Origin of the sequence: Mesorhizobium sp. B2-6-2 (assembly GCF_006440615.1) — a bacterium.
Taxonomy (GTDB): Bacteria; Pseudomonadota; Alphaproteobacteria; order Rhizobiales; family Rhizobiaceae; genus Mesorhizobium.
In genome coordinates this window covers 234,834-253,054 of sequence record NZ_VFUG01000006.1, presented here as the reverse complement: position 1 = coordinate 253,054, position 18,221 = coordinate 234,834, and the positions used below count along the sequence as shown (strand labels likewise).

Annotated in this window: 12 protein-coding genes and 1 tRNA gene; 5 read left to right on the top strand and 8 right to left on the bottom strand. The window is 64.3% G+C overall.

The annotated features are described in order from the left end of the window. The first annotated feature begins 33 nt into the window (after window positions 1-33). Entirely contained in the window at window positions 34-1,497 is a 1,464-nt protein-coding gene (betB, locus tag FJ419_RS15610; protein WP_140694662.1) for a betaine-aldehyde dehydrogenase, read from the top strand. 219 nt (window positions 1,498-1,716) lie between these two features. On the opposite strand, the gene FJ419_RS15600 is transcribed toward betB, so the two are convergent. Beyond that, on the bottom strand, window positions 1,717-3,954 hold the full coding sequence (locus FJ419_RS15600; protein WP_140694659.1) for an AGE family epimerase/isomerase: 2,238 nt from the start codon (window positions 3,952-3,954) through the stop codon (window positions 1,717-1,719). Between the two features lie 191 nt (window positions 3,955-4,145). On the opposite strand from FJ419_RS15600, the gene FJ419_RS15595 reads away from it, so the two are divergent. Together FJ419_RS15595 and FJ419_RS15590 are read left to right on the top strand one after the other, a co-directional pair. Then, window positions 4,146-4,222, top strand: a tRNA-Pro gene (locus tag FJ419_RS15595). A gap of 257 nt (window positions 4,223-4,479) precedes the next feature. Next, window positions 4,480-4,806 (top strand): hypothetical protein, encoded by a 327-nt coding sequence (locus tag FJ419_RS15590; protein ID WP_140694656.1) that lies wholly within the window; start codon window positions 4,480-4,482, stop codon window positions 4,804-4,806. Window positions 4,807-4,833: 27 nt separating this feature from the next. On the opposite strand, the gene FJ419_RS15585 is transcribed toward FJ419_RS15590, so the two are convergent. The 4 genes from FJ419_RS15585 to FJ419_RS15570 form a co-directional block, all read right to left on the bottom strand. Continuing rightward, entirely contained in the window at window positions 4,834-6,453 is a 1,620-nt protein-coding gene (locus tag FJ419_RS15585; protein ID WP_140635160.1) for an ABC transporter ATP-binding protein, read from the bottom strand. A gap of 1 nt (window position 6,454) precedes the next feature. Continuing rightward, entirely contained in the window at window positions 6,455-7,579 is a 1,125-nt protein-coding gene (locus tag FJ419_RS15580) for an ABC transporter permease subunit (RefSeq protein ID WP_140694653.1), read from the bottom strand. Next, the gene (locus FJ419_RS15575) at window positions 7,572-8,495 is read right to left on the bottom strand and encodes an ABC transporter permease subunit (protein ID WP_140541606.1); all 924 of its coding nucleotides are present in this window, start codon (window positions 8,493-8,495) and stop codon (window positions 7,572-7,574) included. Before FJ419_RS15575 ends, FJ419_RS15580 begins: the two co-directional genes overlap by 8 nt. A 177-nt stretch (window positions 8,496-8,672) precedes the next feature. Then, the gene (locus tag FJ419_RS15570) at window positions 8,673-10,265 is read right to left on the bottom strand and encodes a peptide ABC transporter substrate-binding protein (RefSeq protein ID WP_140541605.1); all 1,593 of its coding nucleotides are present in this window, start codon (window positions 10,263-10,265) and stop codon (window positions 8,673-8,675) included. A gap of 294 nt (window positions 10,266-10,559) precedes the next feature. Here FJ419_RS15570 and FJ419_RS15565 point away from each other — a divergent pair, with 294 nt between their 5' ends. Together FJ419_RS15565 and FJ419_RS15560 are read left to right on the top strand one after the other, a co-directional pair. Continuing rightward, window positions 10,560-11,006, top strand: coding sequence for a TadE/TadG family type IV pilus assembly protein (locus FJ419_RS15565; protein ID WP_140694843.1), 447 nt, complete (start codon window positions 10,560-10,562; stop codon window positions 11,004-11,006). Beyond that, the gene (locus FJ419_RS15560; protein WP_140694650.1) at window positions 11,003-12,757 is read left to right on the top strand and encodes a TadG family pilus assembly protein; all 1,755 of its coding nucleotides are present in this window, start codon (window positions 11,003-11,005) and stop codon (window positions 12,755-12,757) included. The genes FJ419_RS15565 and FJ419_RS15560 overlap by 4 nt, the downstream gene beginning before the upstream one ends. 7 nt (window positions 12,758-12,764) lie before the next feature. Here FJ419_RS15560 and FJ419_RS15555 read toward each other — a convergent pair whose 3' ends face one another. From FJ419_RS15555 to FJ419_RS15545, 3 genes are all read right to left on the bottom strand, one after another. Continuing rightward, a complete protein-coding gene (locus tag FJ419_RS15555) occupies window positions 12,765-14,420 on the bottom strand; it encodes an alpha-glucosidase family protein (protein ID WP_140694647.1) in 1,656 nt (551 codons plus the stop codon). Next, window positions 14,420-16,417, bottom strand: coding sequence for a glycogen debranching protein GlgX (gene glgX / locus FJ419_RS15550; RefSeq protein WP_140694643.1), 1,998 nt, complete (start codon window positions 16,415-16,417; stop codon window positions 14,420-14,422). Before glgX ends, FJ419_RS15555 begins: the two co-directional genes overlap by 1 nt. A 172-nt stretch (window positions 16,418-16,589) precedes the next feature. Beyond that, window positions 16,590-18,218: an alpha-D-glucose phosphate-specific phosphoglucomutase gene (locus FJ419_RS15545; protein WP_140694640.1), complete on the bottom strand. Its 1,629-nt coding sequence runs from the start codon at window positions 18,216-18,218 to the stop codon at window positions 16,590-16,592. Between the last annotated feature and the right edge of the window lie 3 nt (window positions 18,219-18,221).

Genomic DNA, 18,221 nt, shown 5'->3' with positions numbered 1-18,221 from the left:
CCGTTCGATCGGCCAACAGTTCCGGAGAAAGCCATGCGCGCCCAGCCAACGGCATCGCACTATGTCAACGGCCGCTACGTCGAGGACGAAGGCGGCGCGCCACTGCCGGTGATCTATCCGGCCACCGGCGAGATCATCGCCACGCTGCATTCGGCAACGCCGAATGTGCTGGAGCTGGCGATCGAAGCCGCCCGGGCCGCGCAGCCTGCCTGGGCACGGTTGAAGCCCGTCGAACGCGGCCGCATCCTGCGCCGCGCTGCCGACATTCTGCGCGCGCGCAATGCCGATCTGGCCCGCATCGAGACGCTCGACACCGGCAAGGCGATCCAGGAAACGCTGGTGGCCGACGCCCCTTCGGCCGCCGACTGCCTGGAATATTTCGCCGGAGCCGTCGCCGCCTTCAATGGCGAGATGATCGATCTCGGCGGGCCCTTCGCCTATACGCGCCGCGAGCCGCTCGGCGTCTGCGTCGGCATCGGCGCCTGGAACTATCCGATCCAGATCGCCGGCTGGAAGTCGGCGCCGGCTTTGGCCATGGGCAATGCCATGGTGTTCAAGCCGTCGGAGAACACGCCGCTTTCGGCGCTGGCGCTGGCCGAGATCTATTCAGAGGCCGGCCTGCCCGACGGGCTGTTCAATGTCGTGCAAGGCTATGGCGATGTCGGCGCCGGCCTTATCGGCCACGATGTCGTGGCCAAGGTCTCAGTGACCGGCTCGGTGCCGACCGGCCGCAAGGTGCTGTCGCTTGCCGGCTCGAAGATGAAGCACGCGACGATGGAGCTCGGCGGCAAGTCGCCGCTGATCGTCTTCGACGACGCCGATCTCGAGAACGCCATCGGCGGCGCCATGCTCGGCAACTTTTACTCTACCGGCCAGATCTGCTCGAACGGCACGCGCGTCTTCGTGCAGAAGGGCCTGCACGACCGCTTCGTCGAGCGGCTTGTCGAGCGCACCAAGAAGATCCGCATCGGCGATCCGCTCGATCCGGAAACGCAGATGGGTCCGCTGGTCAACAAGGCGCAGCAGGACAAGGTCGTGTCCTATATCGAAGCCGGCAAGCAGGATGGCGCCAGCCTAGCCTGCGGCGGCAATTTACCGTCGCTGCAGGGTTTCGAAGGCGGTTTCTTCGTCGAGCCGACGGTGTTCACCAATGTCGCCGACACCATGCGGATCGCGCGCGAGGAGATTTTCGGACCGGTGATGAGCGTGCTCAAATTCGACAGCGAGGACGAGGTGATCGAGCGCGCCAACGACACCGAATTCGGGCTGGCGGCGGGCGTGTTCACGCGCGACCTGCCGCGCGCGCATCGCGTCATCGCCGAATTGCAGGCCGGCACCTGCTGGATCAACGCCTACAATCTGACGCCTGTGGAAATGCCCTTCGGCGGCGTCAAGCAGTCCGGCATCGGCCGCGAGAATTCGCTGGCGGCGCTGGCGCATTATTCGCAGCTGAAGGCGGTTTATGTCGAGACGGGGGACGTGGCGAGCCCGTATTGAGGGATTGACAGATCACGAAAGTCGGCGGGACAGCGCCCCCCTCTGTCCTGCCGGACATCTCCCCCACATGGGGGGAGATCAGATGCCGCCACCGCTTTCGCCAATCGCCATTGCCGCAGGAAAAGCGCCAGCGGAGAAATGGCCAATCTCCCCCCTCGTGGGGGAGATGTCCGGCAGGACAGAGGGGGCGCGAAGGAATGAGACTTGCGATCTCTTCCGCTACCCCTTCTCCGCCGTTCCGTCCAGATACTGCGTCAGCGCGCAGACCAGGTGGTAGAAGATGCTGGCCGGCACGTCGGTCGCCAGCGAGCGGCCGCGCTCGTCGATGCGGTCGATCCACAAGCCGAGCGGCGCCGGGTCTATGTGCCAGCGGAACAGGCGGCCGACGCGCGCTTCGATCTCGGGCTTGAGGTCCGGCCCGCCCGAGCCGTCGAGCGCGATCGCCGCCTTGATCGCCTCGGCCTGCGGCCAGCTTCGCGAGACCGTGTCGAGCGGCAGTCCCTGGCGCGAGACCGCGCCATAGGCGAGGCCGGTGGCGCGGTTGAGGCCGTTGGCAACGGCCGAGGCATAGAGCTTGCGCGCGAAGGCGGTGAGTTCGCCCTGGCCGCTGCGAGCCGCGAAATCGACCAGCAGCGAGGCCCATTCGAAGTGATGGCCAGGCTCGGTCCAGCTCCGCTTCTCGCCCGCCGCCGGCTTCCAGCCGTCGTCGAAATATTCACCCAGTGTCCAGCTTTCGGCATCGAAGAAATGGCTGCGGAAAAGATCGATGATGCGTGCCGCGCGGCGCAGATAGGCGCGCTCGCCCGTCGCCTTGTGCCAGGCGAGGAAGGCCTCGAGCAGATGCATGTGCGGATTGGAGCGCCGTTCCTCCGCGCCGTCGGAGGTTTCCAGAAAGCCGGTCAGGCGGTCATCTTCCAGATGCGCGTCGAGGAAGGCGAATGTCTCTCCTGCGAGCCGCAACGCGTCGGGATGGCCCGACATATGGGCGTGGGCGAGCGCCAGAAGCACGCAGGAATGGTCGTAGGCATCCTCGACCGGATCGGCGACCGAGCCGTCGATGTTGAGCGTGCGCACCCAGCCGCCGCGATCGGTGCGGCCCTGCCCCGCCATGAAGTCGATGCCGTGCGCGATCAGCCGGTCGGCCGGGCCGTCCCAGCCGCGCTCCTTGGCGACCGCGAAGGCATAGACCTGACGCGCCTGCGTGCGCATGCGCTTGGGTTTCATCAGCGGCGCGGCGTCGAAGCCCAGCGCCTCGTGGAAGCCGCCATGGCGTTCGTCGACGCCAAGCGTCGACCACAGCGGCAGCGTCTCCTCGAACAGCCAGTGGCGCACGCGCCGCCGCCAGGCGCCGCTCTCGATGACGCGGTCATGCGCCGGCGTGAACCTTGTTTCGAGCCGGCCGGATTTCTCCAGTTGCTCGACGATCTTCTTGACGTGCTGGCTGTGGCTGACCGGCGCGACGAAGGTGGCATCGGCCGTGGAGACGATCGCCACGTCCTTCATGCCGATGGCCGACAGCAGCCGACCCTCGCTGCGGATATAGGAGTTCTCGCAATCGATGGCGACGACGTCTCCAACGATGACGTTGCCGCCCTTGTCGGACGGGCCGACATCGAGCAGCGACTGCCAGGAGCCGAGATCGTTCCAGCGGAAACCGGCGGGCACCATGGCGATGTCTTTCGCGCGTTCCATGATGGCGTAGTCGATCGAGGTCGAGCGGATAGCGGAATAGAGTTCCAGCGGCATGTAGAGACCGGACAGATCGCTGGTCGCAGCCTTGTAGGCGGTTTCCGTCGCCTGCCAGATTGTCGGCTCATGGGCCGCGAAGGCGTCGCGCATGGCGCCGGCGCGGAACAGGAAGATGCCGGTGTTCCAGTAGAAGCTGCCGGCGTCGACATAGGCTTGCGCTGTGGCGAGATCCGGCTTCTCGACGAAGCGCGAGACGTCGAAGACGCCGTCCTGGCCTGCGCCGACCTCGATATAGCCATAGCCGGTCTCGGGCTGGGTCGGCTTGAGGCCGAACACCACGAGCCGGCCGGCATTTGCCGCGCCCGCGCCCGCCTCGATGCTTTGCCAGAACTGGCCCGGCGTCGATATCTCGTGATCCGACGGCACCACCAGCACCAGCTCGTCGCCATATTCGGAGAGCGTGCGCAGGCTGGCCAGCGCCACGGCGGCGGCCGTGTTGCGGCCCGTCGGCTCGAACAGCGGTCCGCCGCCGGCCAGATCGATACCGGCAAGGTCGGCATGGACGCGCTCGGCATGACGCTCCGCGGCGATCAGGAAGATCGGCGTCTCGCCTTGCGGGCGTGCCGCCAGCCGGCGCAAAGTCTTGGCAAGCATCGAGCCGTCGCCGGAGAAGTCGTGGAACTGCTTGGGGTTGTCCTCGCGCGATAGCGGCCACAGCCGCGAACCGACGCCGCCGCTCATGACGAAACTGACGATGCGCTGGCTCATGAACGACCCTGTCAAAAGTCCGGCTCCCATGGGTCGGACTTACGACAAAAGCCTTTAAGCCCACCTTTACCTCACAACCAAATCCTACGCCATTCGGGCAAGCTCCGCGAAAGAGAGGAAATGCGACAGAAGGACTGCCATTGCCGCTTGCAGGATCGGAAAGCGGCAGCTATAAGCCCGCGGTCTGGTCACGGAGTGTAGCGCAGTCTGGTAGCGCACCTCGTTCGGGACGAGGGGGTCGCAGGTTCAAATCCTGCCACTCCGACCAGTTTCAAGCTCCCGAGAAATCCCCTGAAAGCCTTGCGCCACAACGGTTTGCGCCGCTTCGGTGATGGGAACAAGCAGAGAACATGGGACCACCGTGAGACCGTCTCACGTCTCACCTGAGACTTTGGGCGTTCTCCTGGCGTTCAGGCGACCTCGCGATGCAGCTTCTCGTCGATCTGTTGAGGCGCTGCATGGCCGCGTAAGGCAGCGTGAGGATGGGACTGTTGAGGCGGAGCCGCAGAGCGGCTAATTGAGGGAATGACGTTCAAGTTTATGGCCATTTCGATCGCGACGCTGCTTCTGGCAGGTTGCTCATCGACCACCGCGTCGATCAGCCCGGCGAAATACGACAAAATGAACTGCCCCGAGCTCAACAATGCGGTCGGCGAAACCGCGACCGATATTTCACGCACCGCAATCGCTCGCGGCAAGGTCGCCAACACCAGCGTGCCGACATGGCTGCTCGGCGGCGAGCGCGTGAAGACGGCGGTCGCCAATCGCGAAACCGCGCGGATCGACAGGCTGCAGCAACAGCAGCAGGTGATCGTCGCGACGCGGAGGCAGAGGTGCCCATCCTCGCCGTGAGGCGAGCGAGGCTAAGCTTACCCAGCTTTAAGCGCTCATACGGAACCGTGCCGTATCGATCGCGGCGTTCATCAGCGTCTGGGTGTAGGCTTCGCGCGGATTGTCGAAGATTTCTTGCGTCGGACCTTCCTCGACAATCTTTCCCTGCTTCATGACGATGATGTAGTCGGCCATGGCGCGCACCACCGCGAGGTCATGGCTGATGAAGAGGTAGGACAGCTCGTGGTCGGCTTGAAGCTTGCGCAACAGCTCGACGATCTGCTTCTGCACGGAACGGTCGAGCGCCGAGGTCGGCTCGTCGAGCACCACCACTTTCGGCTTCAGGATCATGGCGCGGGCAATGGCGATGCGCTGGCGTTGGCCGCCGGAGAACTCGTGCGGGTAGCGGTTGCGCGCATTGGGATCGAGGCCGACCTCGCGCAACGCCTCGACGGCGCGCTGGTCGCGCTGCTTGCCGGTCAATGAGGGCTCGTGCACCAAAAGTCCCTCGGTGATCACTTGGCCGACGGTCATGCGGGGCGACAACGAGCCGAACGGATCCTGGAAGACCAGCTGCAATTCGCGCCTGAGCGGCCGCATCGCCTGGCGGTCCGCGTCCGAAATGTCGCGGTCGCCAAAGCGGATCACGCCGTCGCTGGGCAAGAGCCTGAGCAGCGCGCGGCCAAGCGTCGACTTGCCTGAACCGGACTCGCCGACGATGCCGATCGTCTGGTTACGCTTCAGCCGGATCGAGATCCTGTCCACCGCGCGCAGCATCAGCGGCTCGCCGCCAAGGAAGCCGCCGCCGATCTTGAAGACGACTTCGACATTGCGGCCTTCGAGCAGCACCGGCGCACTGGCGGGCGGCGCCGCCTTGGCGCCCGTCGGCTCGGCCGCTAGCAGCATCTTCGTGTAGGCATGCTGCGGATTGGCGAAGAGCGCTTCGGCATCGCCCTCCTCCACCACCTCGCCCAGGCGCATGACATAGACGCGGTCGGCGAAGCGGCGCACGATGCCGAGGTCGTGGGTGATGAAGACGATGGCCATGCCGAGCTTGCGCTGCAGTTCGGCAAGCAGCATCAGAATCTGCGCCTGGATGGTGACGTCGAGCGCCGTCGTCGGTTCGTCGGCGATCAGGATGTCCGGATCGTTGGCCAAGGCCATCGCGATCATGACGCGCTGGCGCTGGCCGCCCGACATCTCGTGCGGATAGGATTTCATCCGCCGTTCGGGATCGGGGATGTGCACCAGCCTCAGGAGCTTCAGCGCTTCCTCCCGCGCGGCCGCCGCGGAGAGCCCGCGATGCCGGCGGATCGGCTCGATCAGCTGGTTGCCGATGGTGTAGAGCGGGTCGAGCGAGGTCATCGGCTCCTGGAAGATCATGCTGATCTTCCGGCCGCGCACCTGGTTCAGCTCGCTCTTTGACATCGTCAGGAGATTGCGACCGCGGTAGTCGACCTGGCCGGTCGCCTCGCCATTGGAAGAAAGCAGGCTCATCGCCGCCATCATCGTCTGGCTCTTGCCGGAACCGGATTCGCCGACGACGGCGACCGTCTCGCCGGCATTGACCTTGATGTTGATGCCCTTGACCGCCTCGACCGTGCCGTCGAGGGTCTGGAAGCGGACGCGCAGGTCCTTGACGCTGAGGATCGTTTCGGAAGCAGTCATCTCAGCGATCCTTGGGGTCAAGCGCGTCGCGCAGGCCGTCGCCGACGAAATTCAGGGCGAACAGCGTCGAGACGAGGAAGAAGGCCGGGAACAGAAGCAGCCAGTTGGCGTAGCCGATGTTCTTGGCGCCGACCGAGATCAGCACGCCCCAGCTGGTCATAGGCTCCTGCACGCCCAGACCGAGGAAGGACAAGAAGCTCTCCAGGATGATGACCTGCGGCACCAAGAGCGTCATGTAGATGACGACCGGGCCAAGCAGGTTGGGGATGACATGGCGCAACAGGATGCCGCGCTGGCCGACGCCCATGGCCTCCGCCGCCTGGACATATTCCTGCCTGCGGATCGACAGCGCCTGGCCGCGCACGATGCGCGCCATGTCGAGCCACAACACAGCGCCAACCGCTAGAAACATCAGCACGAAGTTGCGGCCGAAAAACACCACCAGCATGATGACGAAGAAGATGAACGGCAGCGAATAGAGCACGTCGACGATGCGCATCATCACCTCGTCGACCTTGCCGCCGGAGAATCCCGCGGTCGCGCCGTAGATGACGCCGATGACGCCGGCGACGACGCCGGCGAGCAGGCCGATGGCCAAAGAGATGCGTCCAGCCATCAGCGTGCGCGAAAGCAGGTCGCGGCCGGTGTTGTCGGTGCCGAAGAAGAAATATTGCTGCTTCACGGCCGAGCTCATCGTCACTTCGAGGCCGTCGGGCGACTTGTTGTCGATCCTGGTGTCGTCGAAGGCGTCGGAGCGGTCGAGATAGCGGATGTTGCGGTCGTCGATCGGCTTGGTCGAGGTGACGGTGACGATGACGCGATTGCCGTCCTGATGCCATTCCTTGATGTCGGCGCGCATGCGCTTGATGGCGTCGCCCAGCGCACCCTGGATCATGTCGGGTTTCGGATAGGCCGAAAAGCTCGGCGGCATGCGCACATAGTCGCCATAGATGGTGGTGTATGCATGCGGCACGACCCACGGACCGCAAATGCTGATGATGGCGATGAAGGCCAGGTAATAGAGGCTGAGCATCGCGGCGCGGTTGCGTTTGAGCCGCGCCCAGGCATTGCCCCAGAGCGAGCGGCCGACGATCGGCTCGGGTACGGCGACGGCGAGGTCAGTCATAGCGCACCCTCGGATCGACGACCGCATAGAGCAGGTCGACGATCAGGTTGAAGACGATGGTGAAGAGCGCGATCACCACCACGGTTCCCATGACAAGCGTGTAGTCCCGGTTGAGGGCTGCATCGACGAAGTAGCGGCCGACTCCGGGTATGGAGAAGATCGTCTCGACGATGATCGAGCCGGTCAACAGCGCGGCCGCCGCCGGGCCGGTGAAGGAGACAATCGGCAGCACGGCGCCGCGCAGCGCGTGCTTGACCACCACCGACCAGTCGGACAGGCCGAGCGCGCGGGCGGTGCGGATATGGTGCGAACGCAGGCTCTCGATCATGGAGCCGCGCATCAGTCGGGCGACGATGGCGATCTGCGGCAAGGCCAGCGTCAGCACCGGACCAACCTTGTTGATCAAGGCGCCATCGCCCCAGCCGCCGATCGGCAACAGCTTCCAGGACAGCCCGAAGACGAGCTGGATCACGGGCGCGATGACGAAGGTCGGGATGGTGCTGCCTGCCGTGGCCAAGGCGATCACTGAATAATCGCCTATCTTGTTCTGGTTGAGCGCGGCGATGGTGCCCAGGATCGAGCCCAGCAGCAGCGCCAGCACCAGAGCCGAGGTGCCGATCTGTATCGAGATCGGCAGGCCCTTGGCGAAGAGTTCGGTGACGGTGAAATCCGGCAAATTGTAGCTCGGGCCGAAACTGCCGCGCAAAAGATTGCCGAGATAGTGGACATATTGCAGCCAGAGCGGATCGTTGAGGCCGAACTGGGCTTCGAGATTGGCCCTGATCTCGGGGCTCAAGCCCCGCTCCTGGTTGAACGGGCCGCCTGGCGCGACGCGGATCAGGAAAAACGCCACCGTCACGATGACGAACAGCGTCGGGATGGCGGTCAACAGCCGCCGGAAGACATAACGCAGCATCGGCGCCCCGCTTCAGCCAGCGCGACAGGCTCTCCAGTCGAAGATCCGTGGCGCGCCGGCATCTCTGATCTTCGCACCGGGCAGCCCGAAAATCCAATCCGACTTTCGGCCCGGCACGACGACAGACCGCGACCGCCGCTCCCAAAAAGAGAGCGGCGGCACGGCCAAGGTTTCTTATCAGTCCTTGGAGATGAAGCGGGACGGATGAATGTCCATCACATTGTCGTCGAAGCCATGCAGCTTCGAGGAAACGATGTCGTGGTAGCTGTAGTACAGAAGCGGGATCTCGCCGACGTCGTCGACGAGGATGCGCTCGGCTGCGGCGAGGTCCTTCATGCGGTCCTCGGGCTTGCCGCCTGCGGCAGCCGCCTTGTCCATGGCGGCTTCATAGGCAGGGCTGTTGTAGTTCGAGTAGTTGTTGCCGCTCGCCTTGCGCGAGATGCCGAGGAAGGTCTCGGGATCCTTGTAGTCGGCGATCCAGGCGGCACGGGCGACGTCGTAGTTGCCCTTCTGCTCGAGGAAGCTGTAGTGGGTCTTGGTGTCGGTGTTGAGCAGCGTCACCTCGACGCCGAGCGGCTTCAGCTGTTCCTGGATGGCGACCGCCGTGTTCTTATGGTTCTCCGAGGTGTTGTAGCGGATCTCCATCTTCAACGGATGCTCGGGTGTATAGCCCAGCTTTTCCAGGATCTTCTTGGCCGCATCCTCGCGGTCGATCTGTGGCATGTCGGCGTATTTGGCCAGTGCCGGCGTGTAGCCCTCGATGCCCGGGGGCACCATCGAATATCCGGGCAGCATCGAGTTCTGCCAGACCTTCTCGGCGAGGAAGTCGCGGTCGATCGCCATCGAGATGGCGTTGCGCAACTCTACATTGTCCCAAGGAGCCTTGTCGGTCTTGACCGCGTAATAATAAGTGCCGAGATACGGCCCGACACGGACCTGGTCGCCGAATTTGGTTTTGAGATCGGCGAGCTGCTCGGTCGGCAGGTCGCCGTAGCTGTCGAGTTCGCCTGCCTCGAAACGCTTCATCGCCGACGAGCGATCCTCGGTCGGGATATAGTTGACCACGTCGAGCTTGACGCTCGCGGCGTCCCAGAACTTCGGGTTCTTGACCAATTTCATATGGTCGTTGGGAACCCACTCCGCCAGCGTATAGGCGCCATTGGAGACCAACTTGCCCGGCTTGATCCAGTCGGCGCCGAGCTTGTCCATGGACGCCTTGTTGACCGGATAGGTCGCCTGGTGGGTCAGCATCTCCAGGAAATAGGGCGTAGGAGCCTTCAGCGTGACTTCAAGCGTGTTGGCGTCGATCGCCTTCACGCCCATATCCTCGGCCTTGCCTTTCTTGGTGTTGAAGTCCTCGGCGCCCTTCACCGGATAGAGCATCGAGGCGTATTCTGCAGCGGTGGCCGGATCTTCCAGTCGATGGAACGAAAAGACGAAGTCGTCGGCCGTCACCGGGGTGCCGTCCGACCACAGGCCGTCCTTGCGCAGCTTGAAGGTGTAGACGGTGCCGTCATCCGATACGGTCCAGCTTTCGGCGGCGCCCGGAATGAGATTTGTCTTCTGGTCATGCATGACGAGGCCTTGGAACAGGTCGCGTATGATATCGGCTTCGTAGACCGTCGACGTCTTGTGCGGATCGACCGTCTCCGCCTCGGCGGCGGCGCCGCGGTTGTAGACGGTCTCGGCGAAGGCAGGCGTGTAGAATGTGCCGGCGGCCAAGGCCAATGTGGTGGCGAACACCGTCGCCTTCAGCATGTCTTTCAGCATGAAGTTTCTCCCTGTCGGCGCAGCCCCTCAGCCGCGCCTTCTTAAGTTTTGACACCTCGGAACCGTTGAAACGGCCCCGTTTCAGGCGTGCCGCCGGTTCCTTCCGGCGGCTGGTGGCAGGAGACTAGACAGAGCGAAATCTTATTTCAACCATTGCCTGCTTGACGCAAAGTGAGCGCCATAACGCTAAAACAGCGAACCCTAAAGCTTAGAGCTTGCTTTCAACTTGGCACACCTGCCGGTTGTTCCAGCTGTTTTCTGTTTTTGCAGGCGGCCTTTGGCATTCTCCGCGCCATGCTGAAGAACCGAAAATTACTTGTTCCGTGGTCTCGTTTCCGGGCTGACGCCACGGGCACATCGGCAATCGAATTTGCCATGCTAGCGCCGGTCTTCATCCTGCTTCTGCTCGGCATGGTTGCGTATGGGATTTATTTCGGCGCCAGCCATTCGGTGCAGCAGATCGCCGCCGACGCGGCGCGCACCGCGATTGCCGGCCTCAACCAGACCGAGCGGCAGGCGCTGGTTACCGATTTCATCACTCACGATGTCTCGGGTTATCCGTTCGTCGACGCCAACAAGCTGACCGTCAACGCGCAAGACAGCGCCCTCGACGGCAGCCAGTTCGTCGTCTCGGTCACCTACGATGCACGCAACCTGCCGATCTGGAATCTGTTCCGGACGCTGCCGCTGCCGGGCACGACGATCCAACGTCAATCGACGATCCGCGTCGGAGGGATATGATGCGGGCCAAGGGGGGATTGATTGCGGCGACGCGCAGGCTGCTCGCCGACCGGAGCGCGAATTTCGCCGTCATGACCGCGCTGTGCACGCCGGTGGCGCTCGCGCTGACCGCCTTCGCGATCGACGAAGGTTCCCTTTACAACGAGCGCCGCGCCGCGCAGTCGATCGTCGACCTTGCCGCCATCACCGCGGCCTCGAACATCACCAACGCCCAGCAGGCGGTGCTGACCGCGCTCAGCGACAACGGCATCACCTCGGTCGCCGTGCAGCAACAGGGCACGACCGTGGCGCCGACCGCCAGCAAGGCCGTCGTCCAGGTCGTGCCGGGGCGCTACACGGGCGTCAGCACCATTGCCGCCGGCAGCCGTTTCGAGGCGGGCAAGCTGCCCTACAATGCGGTCCAGGTGACGCTCAAGAAGCAGGGTACGCTTTATTTCGCCGGCTCGATCATGGCGCCGCCCACTCTCGGCACGACCGCTATCGCCAGCGCGCAGCCGCAGGCGGCTTTTTCGGTCGGCTCGCGGCTCGCCAGCCTCAATGGCGGCATTCTCAACGCGCTTCTCGGCGGCCTTCTCGGCGGCAACATCTCGCTCAGCGTGATGGACTACAATTCACTGGTTTCGGCCGATGTCGACGTTCTTTCGTTCATCGATGCGCTGGCGACGCAACTGCATCTGACCGGCGTTTCCTACAACGACGTGCTCGCCTCCAAAGCAACGATCGGCCAGATCGCCACGGCAATGGCCAATGTGCCGGGGCTCGACCGCACAGCCAAACTCGCTCTGCAGACCATGGCCTCCAGCGCCACCAATACGGTCAGGATACCGCTCAGCACCCTCATCGATCTCGGCTCCGTCGGCGATCTCGGCATCGGGCAAAAGCCGGCCGGCCTCAACGTGACAGCCAGCGCGCTCAGCATGCTCACCGCGGCTGCCGCTCTGGCCAATGGCACGAATCAGGTCGCGGTCAATCTCGGCGCCACCATACCGGGGCTGGCATCGACGACGCTTGCGATCGCCATCGGCGAGCCGATGCAGAACTCGGCCTGGCTGGCTGTGGGAGAGGCAGGCACCGTGGTGCGCACGGCGCAGACCCGCATCAAGCTCAACGCCGATGTCACCGTCGGCAATTCCAATCTCGGCGGCGGCACCAGTCTGGTCGCCGTCCACCTGCCGCTCAATGTCGAAGTGGCCTATGCCGAAGGCAAGCTGACCGACATAACCTGCCCGACCGGGCCGTCGAGCATCAATGTCTCGATCGCCGCGCAGCCTGGCGTCGTCTCGGCGCATCTCGCCAACAGTAATGCCAGCGGCTTTGCCGATTTCGCCCAGCCGCAGTCCTTCTCCAACGCCGATATCGCGGACCTGCGGCTGTTGCTCATCCCGTTGCTGCAGGTGACAGGCTCGTCGGCCTTCTCGGTCACCAATATGGCGCCGACGAACCTGACCTTCAGCGCCACCGATATCGCCAACAAGACGATCAAGACGGTGTCGACGAAGAACCTGACGCAGTCGCTCACGACATCGCTGGTCAACAACCTGTCGCTTTCGATCAATGCGCTGGGGCTAGGTCTCAATGTGACCGCCCTGCTCGGCACGGTGAAACCGGCGGTAACGACGCTGCTTAACGGCGTGACCGCGCCGGTCGACAGCCTGGTCTACAACGTTCTCGGGGCGCTTGGCGTCCGTGTCGGCGAGGCCGACGTCCGGGTGACCGGCGCGACGTGCGGGCGTTCGGTGCTGGTTCAGTAAGCTGCCGTCAACCAATCCTGCCGACGAAACTGCCCAGAGGCGGCAGTGCCAACACTCTGTGCTCGACAACACCGGTAAGAATGCCGGCGGCGTCAACGTCAAATGCCGTTATCTCGGCCTCGCCGATCTCGGTGGGCAGCGCCCAGCCTGTAGCCTCGGTCGAGAAATTGAAAACGCAAAGCAGCCTTTCGTCGTCGCACTCACGGAGGAAAGCAAGCACATCGCCCTCGGCCTCGAGAAAGCGAACCGAGCCGGCAATCAGTGCCGGATGGCTCTTGCGCAAGGCGAGGATCGACCGATAGGCGGCAAGCACCGACCGTTCCTCGCCATTCTGGGCGTCGACCGCCCGGGCGCGATGCGCCTGCGGCACCGGCAGCCAGGGCTTGGCCGTGGAGAAGCCGGCATTGTCCGCCTCTGCCTGCCAGACCATCGGCGTGCGGCAGCCGTCCCTGCCCTTCATGCCGGGCCAGAAGCGGATGCCGACGGGATCGCGCAGATCCTCATAGGCTAGCTCCGCCTCCTCCAGCCCCAGTTCCTCGCCCTGATAGAGGCAGATCGAACCGCGCAGGCATGACAGCAGCGCGATCGAGAACTTCGCCACCGCGTCCGGGCTCTCGCCGGGCCGCGTCCAGCGGCTGACATGGCGTACGACATCATGATTGGAAAAGGCCCAGCAGACCCAGCCGTCCGGGGCAGTCGTCTCGAACGCCTGCACGCAGCCGCGCACATGGGCGGCGGAAAATTGCAGGCTGAGCAAGTCGAACGTGTAGCACATCTGCAATTTGTCGCCGCCCGATACATAGGCGGCGAGCGTCTGCAAGGAGCGCTCCTCGTCACCCACCTCGCCAACCGCGGCGCGGTCGGGATATTCGTCGAGCAGCGCGCGGAAGCGTTTCAGGAAGTCGAGGTTTTCGGGCCGCGTCTTGTCGAAAAGATGCTCCTGGAAGGCGTAAGTGCTGGTGGCGCCATTGGTGCCGGCGACACTTGCGGCCAAGGGCGGGTTGTCGCGCAGCCAGCGGTCGTGAACATAGTAGTTGACCGTGTCCAGCCGGAAGCCGTCGACGCCGCGCTCCAGCCAGAAGCGCACGGTGTCCAAAAGCGCGTCCTGAACGTCCGGATTGTGGAAGTTCAGATCCGGCTGAGCGGCGAGGAAATTGTGCATGTAGTATTGCCGGCGGGTAGCGTCCCATTCCCAGGCCGGCCCGCCGAACAGCGATTGCCAGTTGTTGGGCGCGCTGCCATCCGGCCTGGCGTCGGCCCAGACATACCAGTCCGCCTTGGCATTGTCGCGGCTGGCCCGGCTTTCGACGAACCATTCATGCTTGTCCGACGAATGCGAGATCACCTGGTCGATGACGAGCTTCAGGCCGAGCCGATGCGCCTCGGCGAGTAGCGCGTCGAAATCTTGCAGGCTGCCGAACATCGGATCGACGTCGCGATATTCGGATACATCGTAACCCATGTCGGCCATCGGCGACTTGAAGAAGGGCGACAGCCAGACGGCGTCGGCGCCGAGCGACGCGACATGGGCGAGCCGCGCGGTGATGCCCTTGAGGTCGCCGCTGCCGTCGCCGGTCGTGTCCTGGAAGGAGCGTGGATAGACCTGATAGATGACGCAGCCGCGCCACCATTCGCTCCCTTGCCCGGAATTTTCGGCAGCCATCACAAGCCCTTCCCGTTGCGTGATTGAGCGGCACGCCGCTCGATCATGAAATTGACGCCGCGGCCGGGCAGCGGCCGCGCAAGATCGACCGGCTGCGCCTCGATCGCCGGGCGCCACTCGTAGCCGTCCCGGACCGGCAAGGTGAAGACGCATTGGCGGCGGTCGCCATTGACCATGACGGCGAGGCGACTGCCTCCGCTATCGCTGAGCATCATGACGAGGCGATGTCGATCGGGATCGTTCCACTCCGTCTCGCCGAGCGGCGCGCCCGTCTCCGTCAACCACTCGACATCCGGAATGGCCGAAGCATCGGCCGGCTTTCCGGTCAGGAAATGCGCGTCCGACAGCGCGGGAAAGGCACGACGCATTGCAGAGAGCGATGAGGCATATCGCTCCAACGCCTGATCGCGGCCGGCCCAGTCCAGCCAAGTGATGGCGTTGTCCTGCGCATAGGCGTTGTTGTTGCCTTTTTGCGTGCGGCCGAACTCGTCGCCGGCGGTCAGCATGATGGTGCCGCGCGAGGCGAAAAGCGTCGCGAGCAACGCGCGTCGATCGTCGAAGCGCGCCTTGGCAATCGCCGCGTCGTCCGCCTCGCCCTCGGCGCCGTTGTTCCATGACAAATTGTCGTTATGGCCGTCGCGATTGTGCTCGCCATTGGCCTCATTGTGCTTGCGCTCGTAGGCGACGATGTCGGCCAGGGTCATGCCGTCATGCGCGGCGATGAAATTGACCGTGCGGCTCGCCGGGTGGCCCTCCCTGCCGAAGACATCGGAGGAACCCGCAAGCCGGGTGGCCAAGGCGCCGATCGCGCCAGTATCGCCGCGCCAGAAGCGCTTGGCATCGTCGCGATAACGATCATTCCATTCCAGATATGGCGGCCGGAAATTGCCAAGCTGATAGCCGTTCGGGCCGATATCCCAGGGCTCGGCGATCAGCACGCGGCCGGCGAGCCCGGGATCGCCGGCAATGGCCCGAAGCAGCGGCGCTTCCGGATCGAAGGTGCCGTCGACGCGGCCGAGCACCGGCGCCAGATCGAAGCGGAAGCCGTCGACGCCAGCCAAGCTGACGAAATGGCGGAGCGTATCGAGCACCATTTGGCGCATCACCGGATGATCGCATGCGACGGTGTTGCCGGTGCCGGTGTCGTTGATCAGGCTGCCGTCCGGCCGATGCCGGTAGTAAGCCAGCGCATCGAGCCCGCGCAGCGACAAAGTCGGCCCGAGCCGGTCGCTTTCGCCGGTGTGGTTGAAGACGAGGTCGAGGATGGTGCCGATGCCGGCCTGGCGCAGAGCGGCGACGGTGCCGCGCAGTTCCTCGATACCGCCGGGCGCAAGGCGCGGATCGAGCGCCATGAAGGTGACGGGATTGTAGCCCCAGGCGTTGCCCAGCCCCAATGGCGGCAGATGCCGCTCGTCGATCGATGCGGTGACCGGCATCAATTCGACGGCCGACACACCGAGACGCTTCAGGTGCTCGACGACAGCCGGATGGGCGAGCGCCGCGATGGTGCCGCGCTGGGTTTCCGGCACGTCCGGATGCAGCTTGGTGAAGGAGCGGACATTGAGCTCGTAGATCAGCCCGCCTGGCCGGAACAGCGGCGGCTGGGGCGGCATCGGTTTGGGCAGCGAACGCGCAATCGCCTTCGGCATCAGCGGAGCGGTGTCGACGCCTTCGTTGCGTTTGGCGGCAAGCCGCCAATGATATTGGTATGGGCGATCGACCTCGACGGCATAGGGGTCGGCAAGAAGCTTGTTCGGGTCGAACCACAGGCCGTGCTCCGGCGCATAGTCGCCGTCGGCGCGGAAGCCGTAACGCGCGCCGTCGCCAAGGCCGGAGACAAGGAGCGCGTGCACGCCTCCGCCTTCCGGGTTAAGCTCCAGCCGGTCGATCTCGCGCGCGCCGCTGTTGTCGAAAAGCGAGACCCACAGGCGTCTCGCCGATGACGACCAGGCGGCAAAGCGGATGCCTTCGGAGGTGATGGTGGCGCCGAGGGTCATGCAGGCTCCCCCTTCTCCCCTTGTGGGAGAAGGTGTCGCCGAAGGCGACGGATGAGGGGTGCTCCAGCTTGGCGATGACGGCGATCCGGCCAACACCCCTCATCCGTCTCGGCGCTGCGCGCCGATCCACCTTCTCCCACAAGGGGAGAAGGAAAGGCGCGCCACACCACCCTCAAGTAATCACGCTCGGCTTGTTGCGGCCGGTGTGGCTCTTGATGCCGGCGATGTCGTCGGCGGCGGCGATCAAATCGGCGAGCGCTTCCTGCGTGTCGAGGTCGTGCCTTGCCTTGTCCGGCTCGTAGCGCTCGATATAGATGCGCAGCGTCGCCCCTGACGTGCCGGTGCCGGAGAGGCGCAGCACGACGCGCGAGCCGCCCTCGAACAGGATGCGAATGCCCTGGTGCTCGCTGACCGAGCCGTCGACCGGGTCGTGATAGGCAAAATCGTCGGCCTTGGCGATCTTGAGGCCGCGCACGCTGGTGCCGGGCAGCGAGCCCAGCTTGGCACGCAATTCGTCGACCAGCGCGTTGGCGCGATCGCTCTCGACCTCCTCATAGTCGTGGCGCGAATAATAGTTGCGCCCGTAGGTCTCCCAGTGCCCGGTTACGATGTCCTTGCAGCTCTCGCCGCGCGCGGCGAGGATGTTGAGCCACAGAAGCACGGCCCACAGGCCATCCTTCTCGCGCACATGGTTGGAGCCGGTGCCGGCGCTTTCCTCGCCGCAGATGGTGGCCATGCCGGCATCGAGCAGGTTGCCGAAGAACTTCCAGCCGGTCGGCGTCTCGTAGATGCCGATGCCGAGCTTTTCGGCGACGCGGTCGGCAGCACCGCTGGTCGGCATGGAGCGGGCGATGCCTTTCAGACCGTCCTTGTAGCCCGGCGCCAGTTTGGCATTGGCGGCAAGCATCGCCACAGAGTCCGACGGCGTGACGAAGATGCCTCTGCCGATGATCAGGTTGCGGTCGCCGTCGCCATCCGAAGCCGCGCCGAAATCCGGCGCGTCTGCCCCCATCATCTCGTCATAGAGGTGCTTTGCGTGCACCAGGTTCGGATCCGGGTGGTGGCCGCCGAAATCGGGCAGCGGCTTGAAGTTGCGGCAGGTGCCGTCCGGCGCGCCGAGCCGGCGTTCGAGGATCTCCTTGGCATAGGGGCCGGTCACCGCATGCATAGCGTCGAAGCGCATGCGGAAGCCCGACTTGAAGAGCTTCCTCAGCGCGTCGAAGTCGAACAGGCTTTCCATCAGTTCGGCGTAGTCCTTGACCGGGTCGCAGATCTCGACCGTCATGTCGCCGGCCTTGACGGTGCCGATGGTGTCGATGTCGATGGCGCCGATATCGGCGATCTTGAAGCTCTTGATCTCCTTCGACTTGGCAAAGATCGCGTCGGTGATCTTTTCCGGCGCCGGGCCGCCATTGCCGGCATTGTACTTGATGCCGAAATCCTCGTGCGGGCCGCCCGGATTGTGGCTGGCCGACAGGATGATGCCGCCGAAGGTCTTGTATTTGCGGATGATGTTGGAGGCGGCCGGCGTCGAGAGAATCCCGCCCTGCCCGACCATCACCTTGCCGAAGCCGTTGCCGGCGGCGATGGCAATGGCCTTCTGGATGACCTCGCGGTTGTAGAAGCGGCCGTCGCCCCCGATCACCAGCGTCTTGCCCTGAAAACCGTCCAGGGCATCGAAGATCGACTGGATGAAGTTCTCCGCATAGTGCTCCTGCTGGAACACCGGCACCTTCTTGCGCAAACCGGAGGTACCCGGCTTCTGGTCGGTATAGGGTTTGGTGGGGACGGTTTTGATCATGCC

What these genes read in the sequence shown, in the direction of transcription:
- FJ419_RS15565 (WP_140694843.1), top strand. Translation starts at nt 10,560, where the DNA reads ATGCTGAAGAACCGAAAATTACTTGTTCCGTGGTCTCGTTTCCGGGCT.
- FJ419_RS15560 (WP_140694650.1), top strand. Translation starts at nt 11,003, where the DNA reads ATGATGCGGGCCAAGGGGGGATTGATTGCGGCGACGCGCAGGCTGCTC.
- FJ419_RS15585 (WP_140635160.1), bottom strand. Translation starts at nt 6,453, where the DNA reads ATGACTGCTTCCGAAACGATCCTCAGCGTCAAGGACCTGCGCGTCCGC.
- FJ419_RS15555 (WP_140694647.1), bottom strand. Translation starts at nt 14,420, where the DNA reads ATGGCTGCCGAAAATTCCGGGCAAGGGAGCGAATGGTGGCGCGGCTGC.
- FJ419_RS15590 (WP_140694656.1), top strand. Translation starts at nt 4,480, where the DNA reads ATGACGTTCAAGTTTATGGCCATTTCGATCGCGACGCTGCTTCTGGCA.
- glgX (WP_140694643.1), bottom strand. Translation starts at nt 16,417, where the DNA reads ATGACCCTCGGCGCCACCATCACCTCCGAAGGCATCCGCTTTGCCGCC.
- FJ419_RS15580 (WP_140694653.1), bottom strand. Translation starts at nt 7,579, where the DNA reads ATGACTGACCTCGCCGTCGCCGTACCCGAGCCGATCGTCGGCCGCTCG.
- FJ419_RS15575 (WP_140541606.1), bottom strand. Translation starts at nt 8,495, where the DNA reads ATGCTGCGTTATGTCTTCCGGCGGCTGTTGACCGCCATCCCGACGCTG.
- FJ419_RS15600 (WP_140694659.1), bottom strand. Translation starts at nt 3,954, where the DNA reads ATGAGCCAGCGCATCGTCAGTTTCGTCATGAGCGGCGGCGTCGGTTCG.
- FJ419_RS15545 (WP_140694640.1), bottom strand. Translation starts at nt 18,218, where the DNA reads ATGATCAAAACCGTCCCCACCAAACCCTATACCGACCAGAAGCCGGGT.
- FJ419_RS15570 (WP_140541605.1), bottom strand. Translation starts at nt 10,265, where the DNA reads ATGCTGAAAGACATGCTGAAGGCGACGGTGTTCGCCACCACATTGGCC.
- betB (WP_140694662.1), top strand. Translation starts at nt 34, where the DNA reads ATGCGCGCCCAGCCAACGGCATCGCACTATGTCAACGGCCGCTACGTC.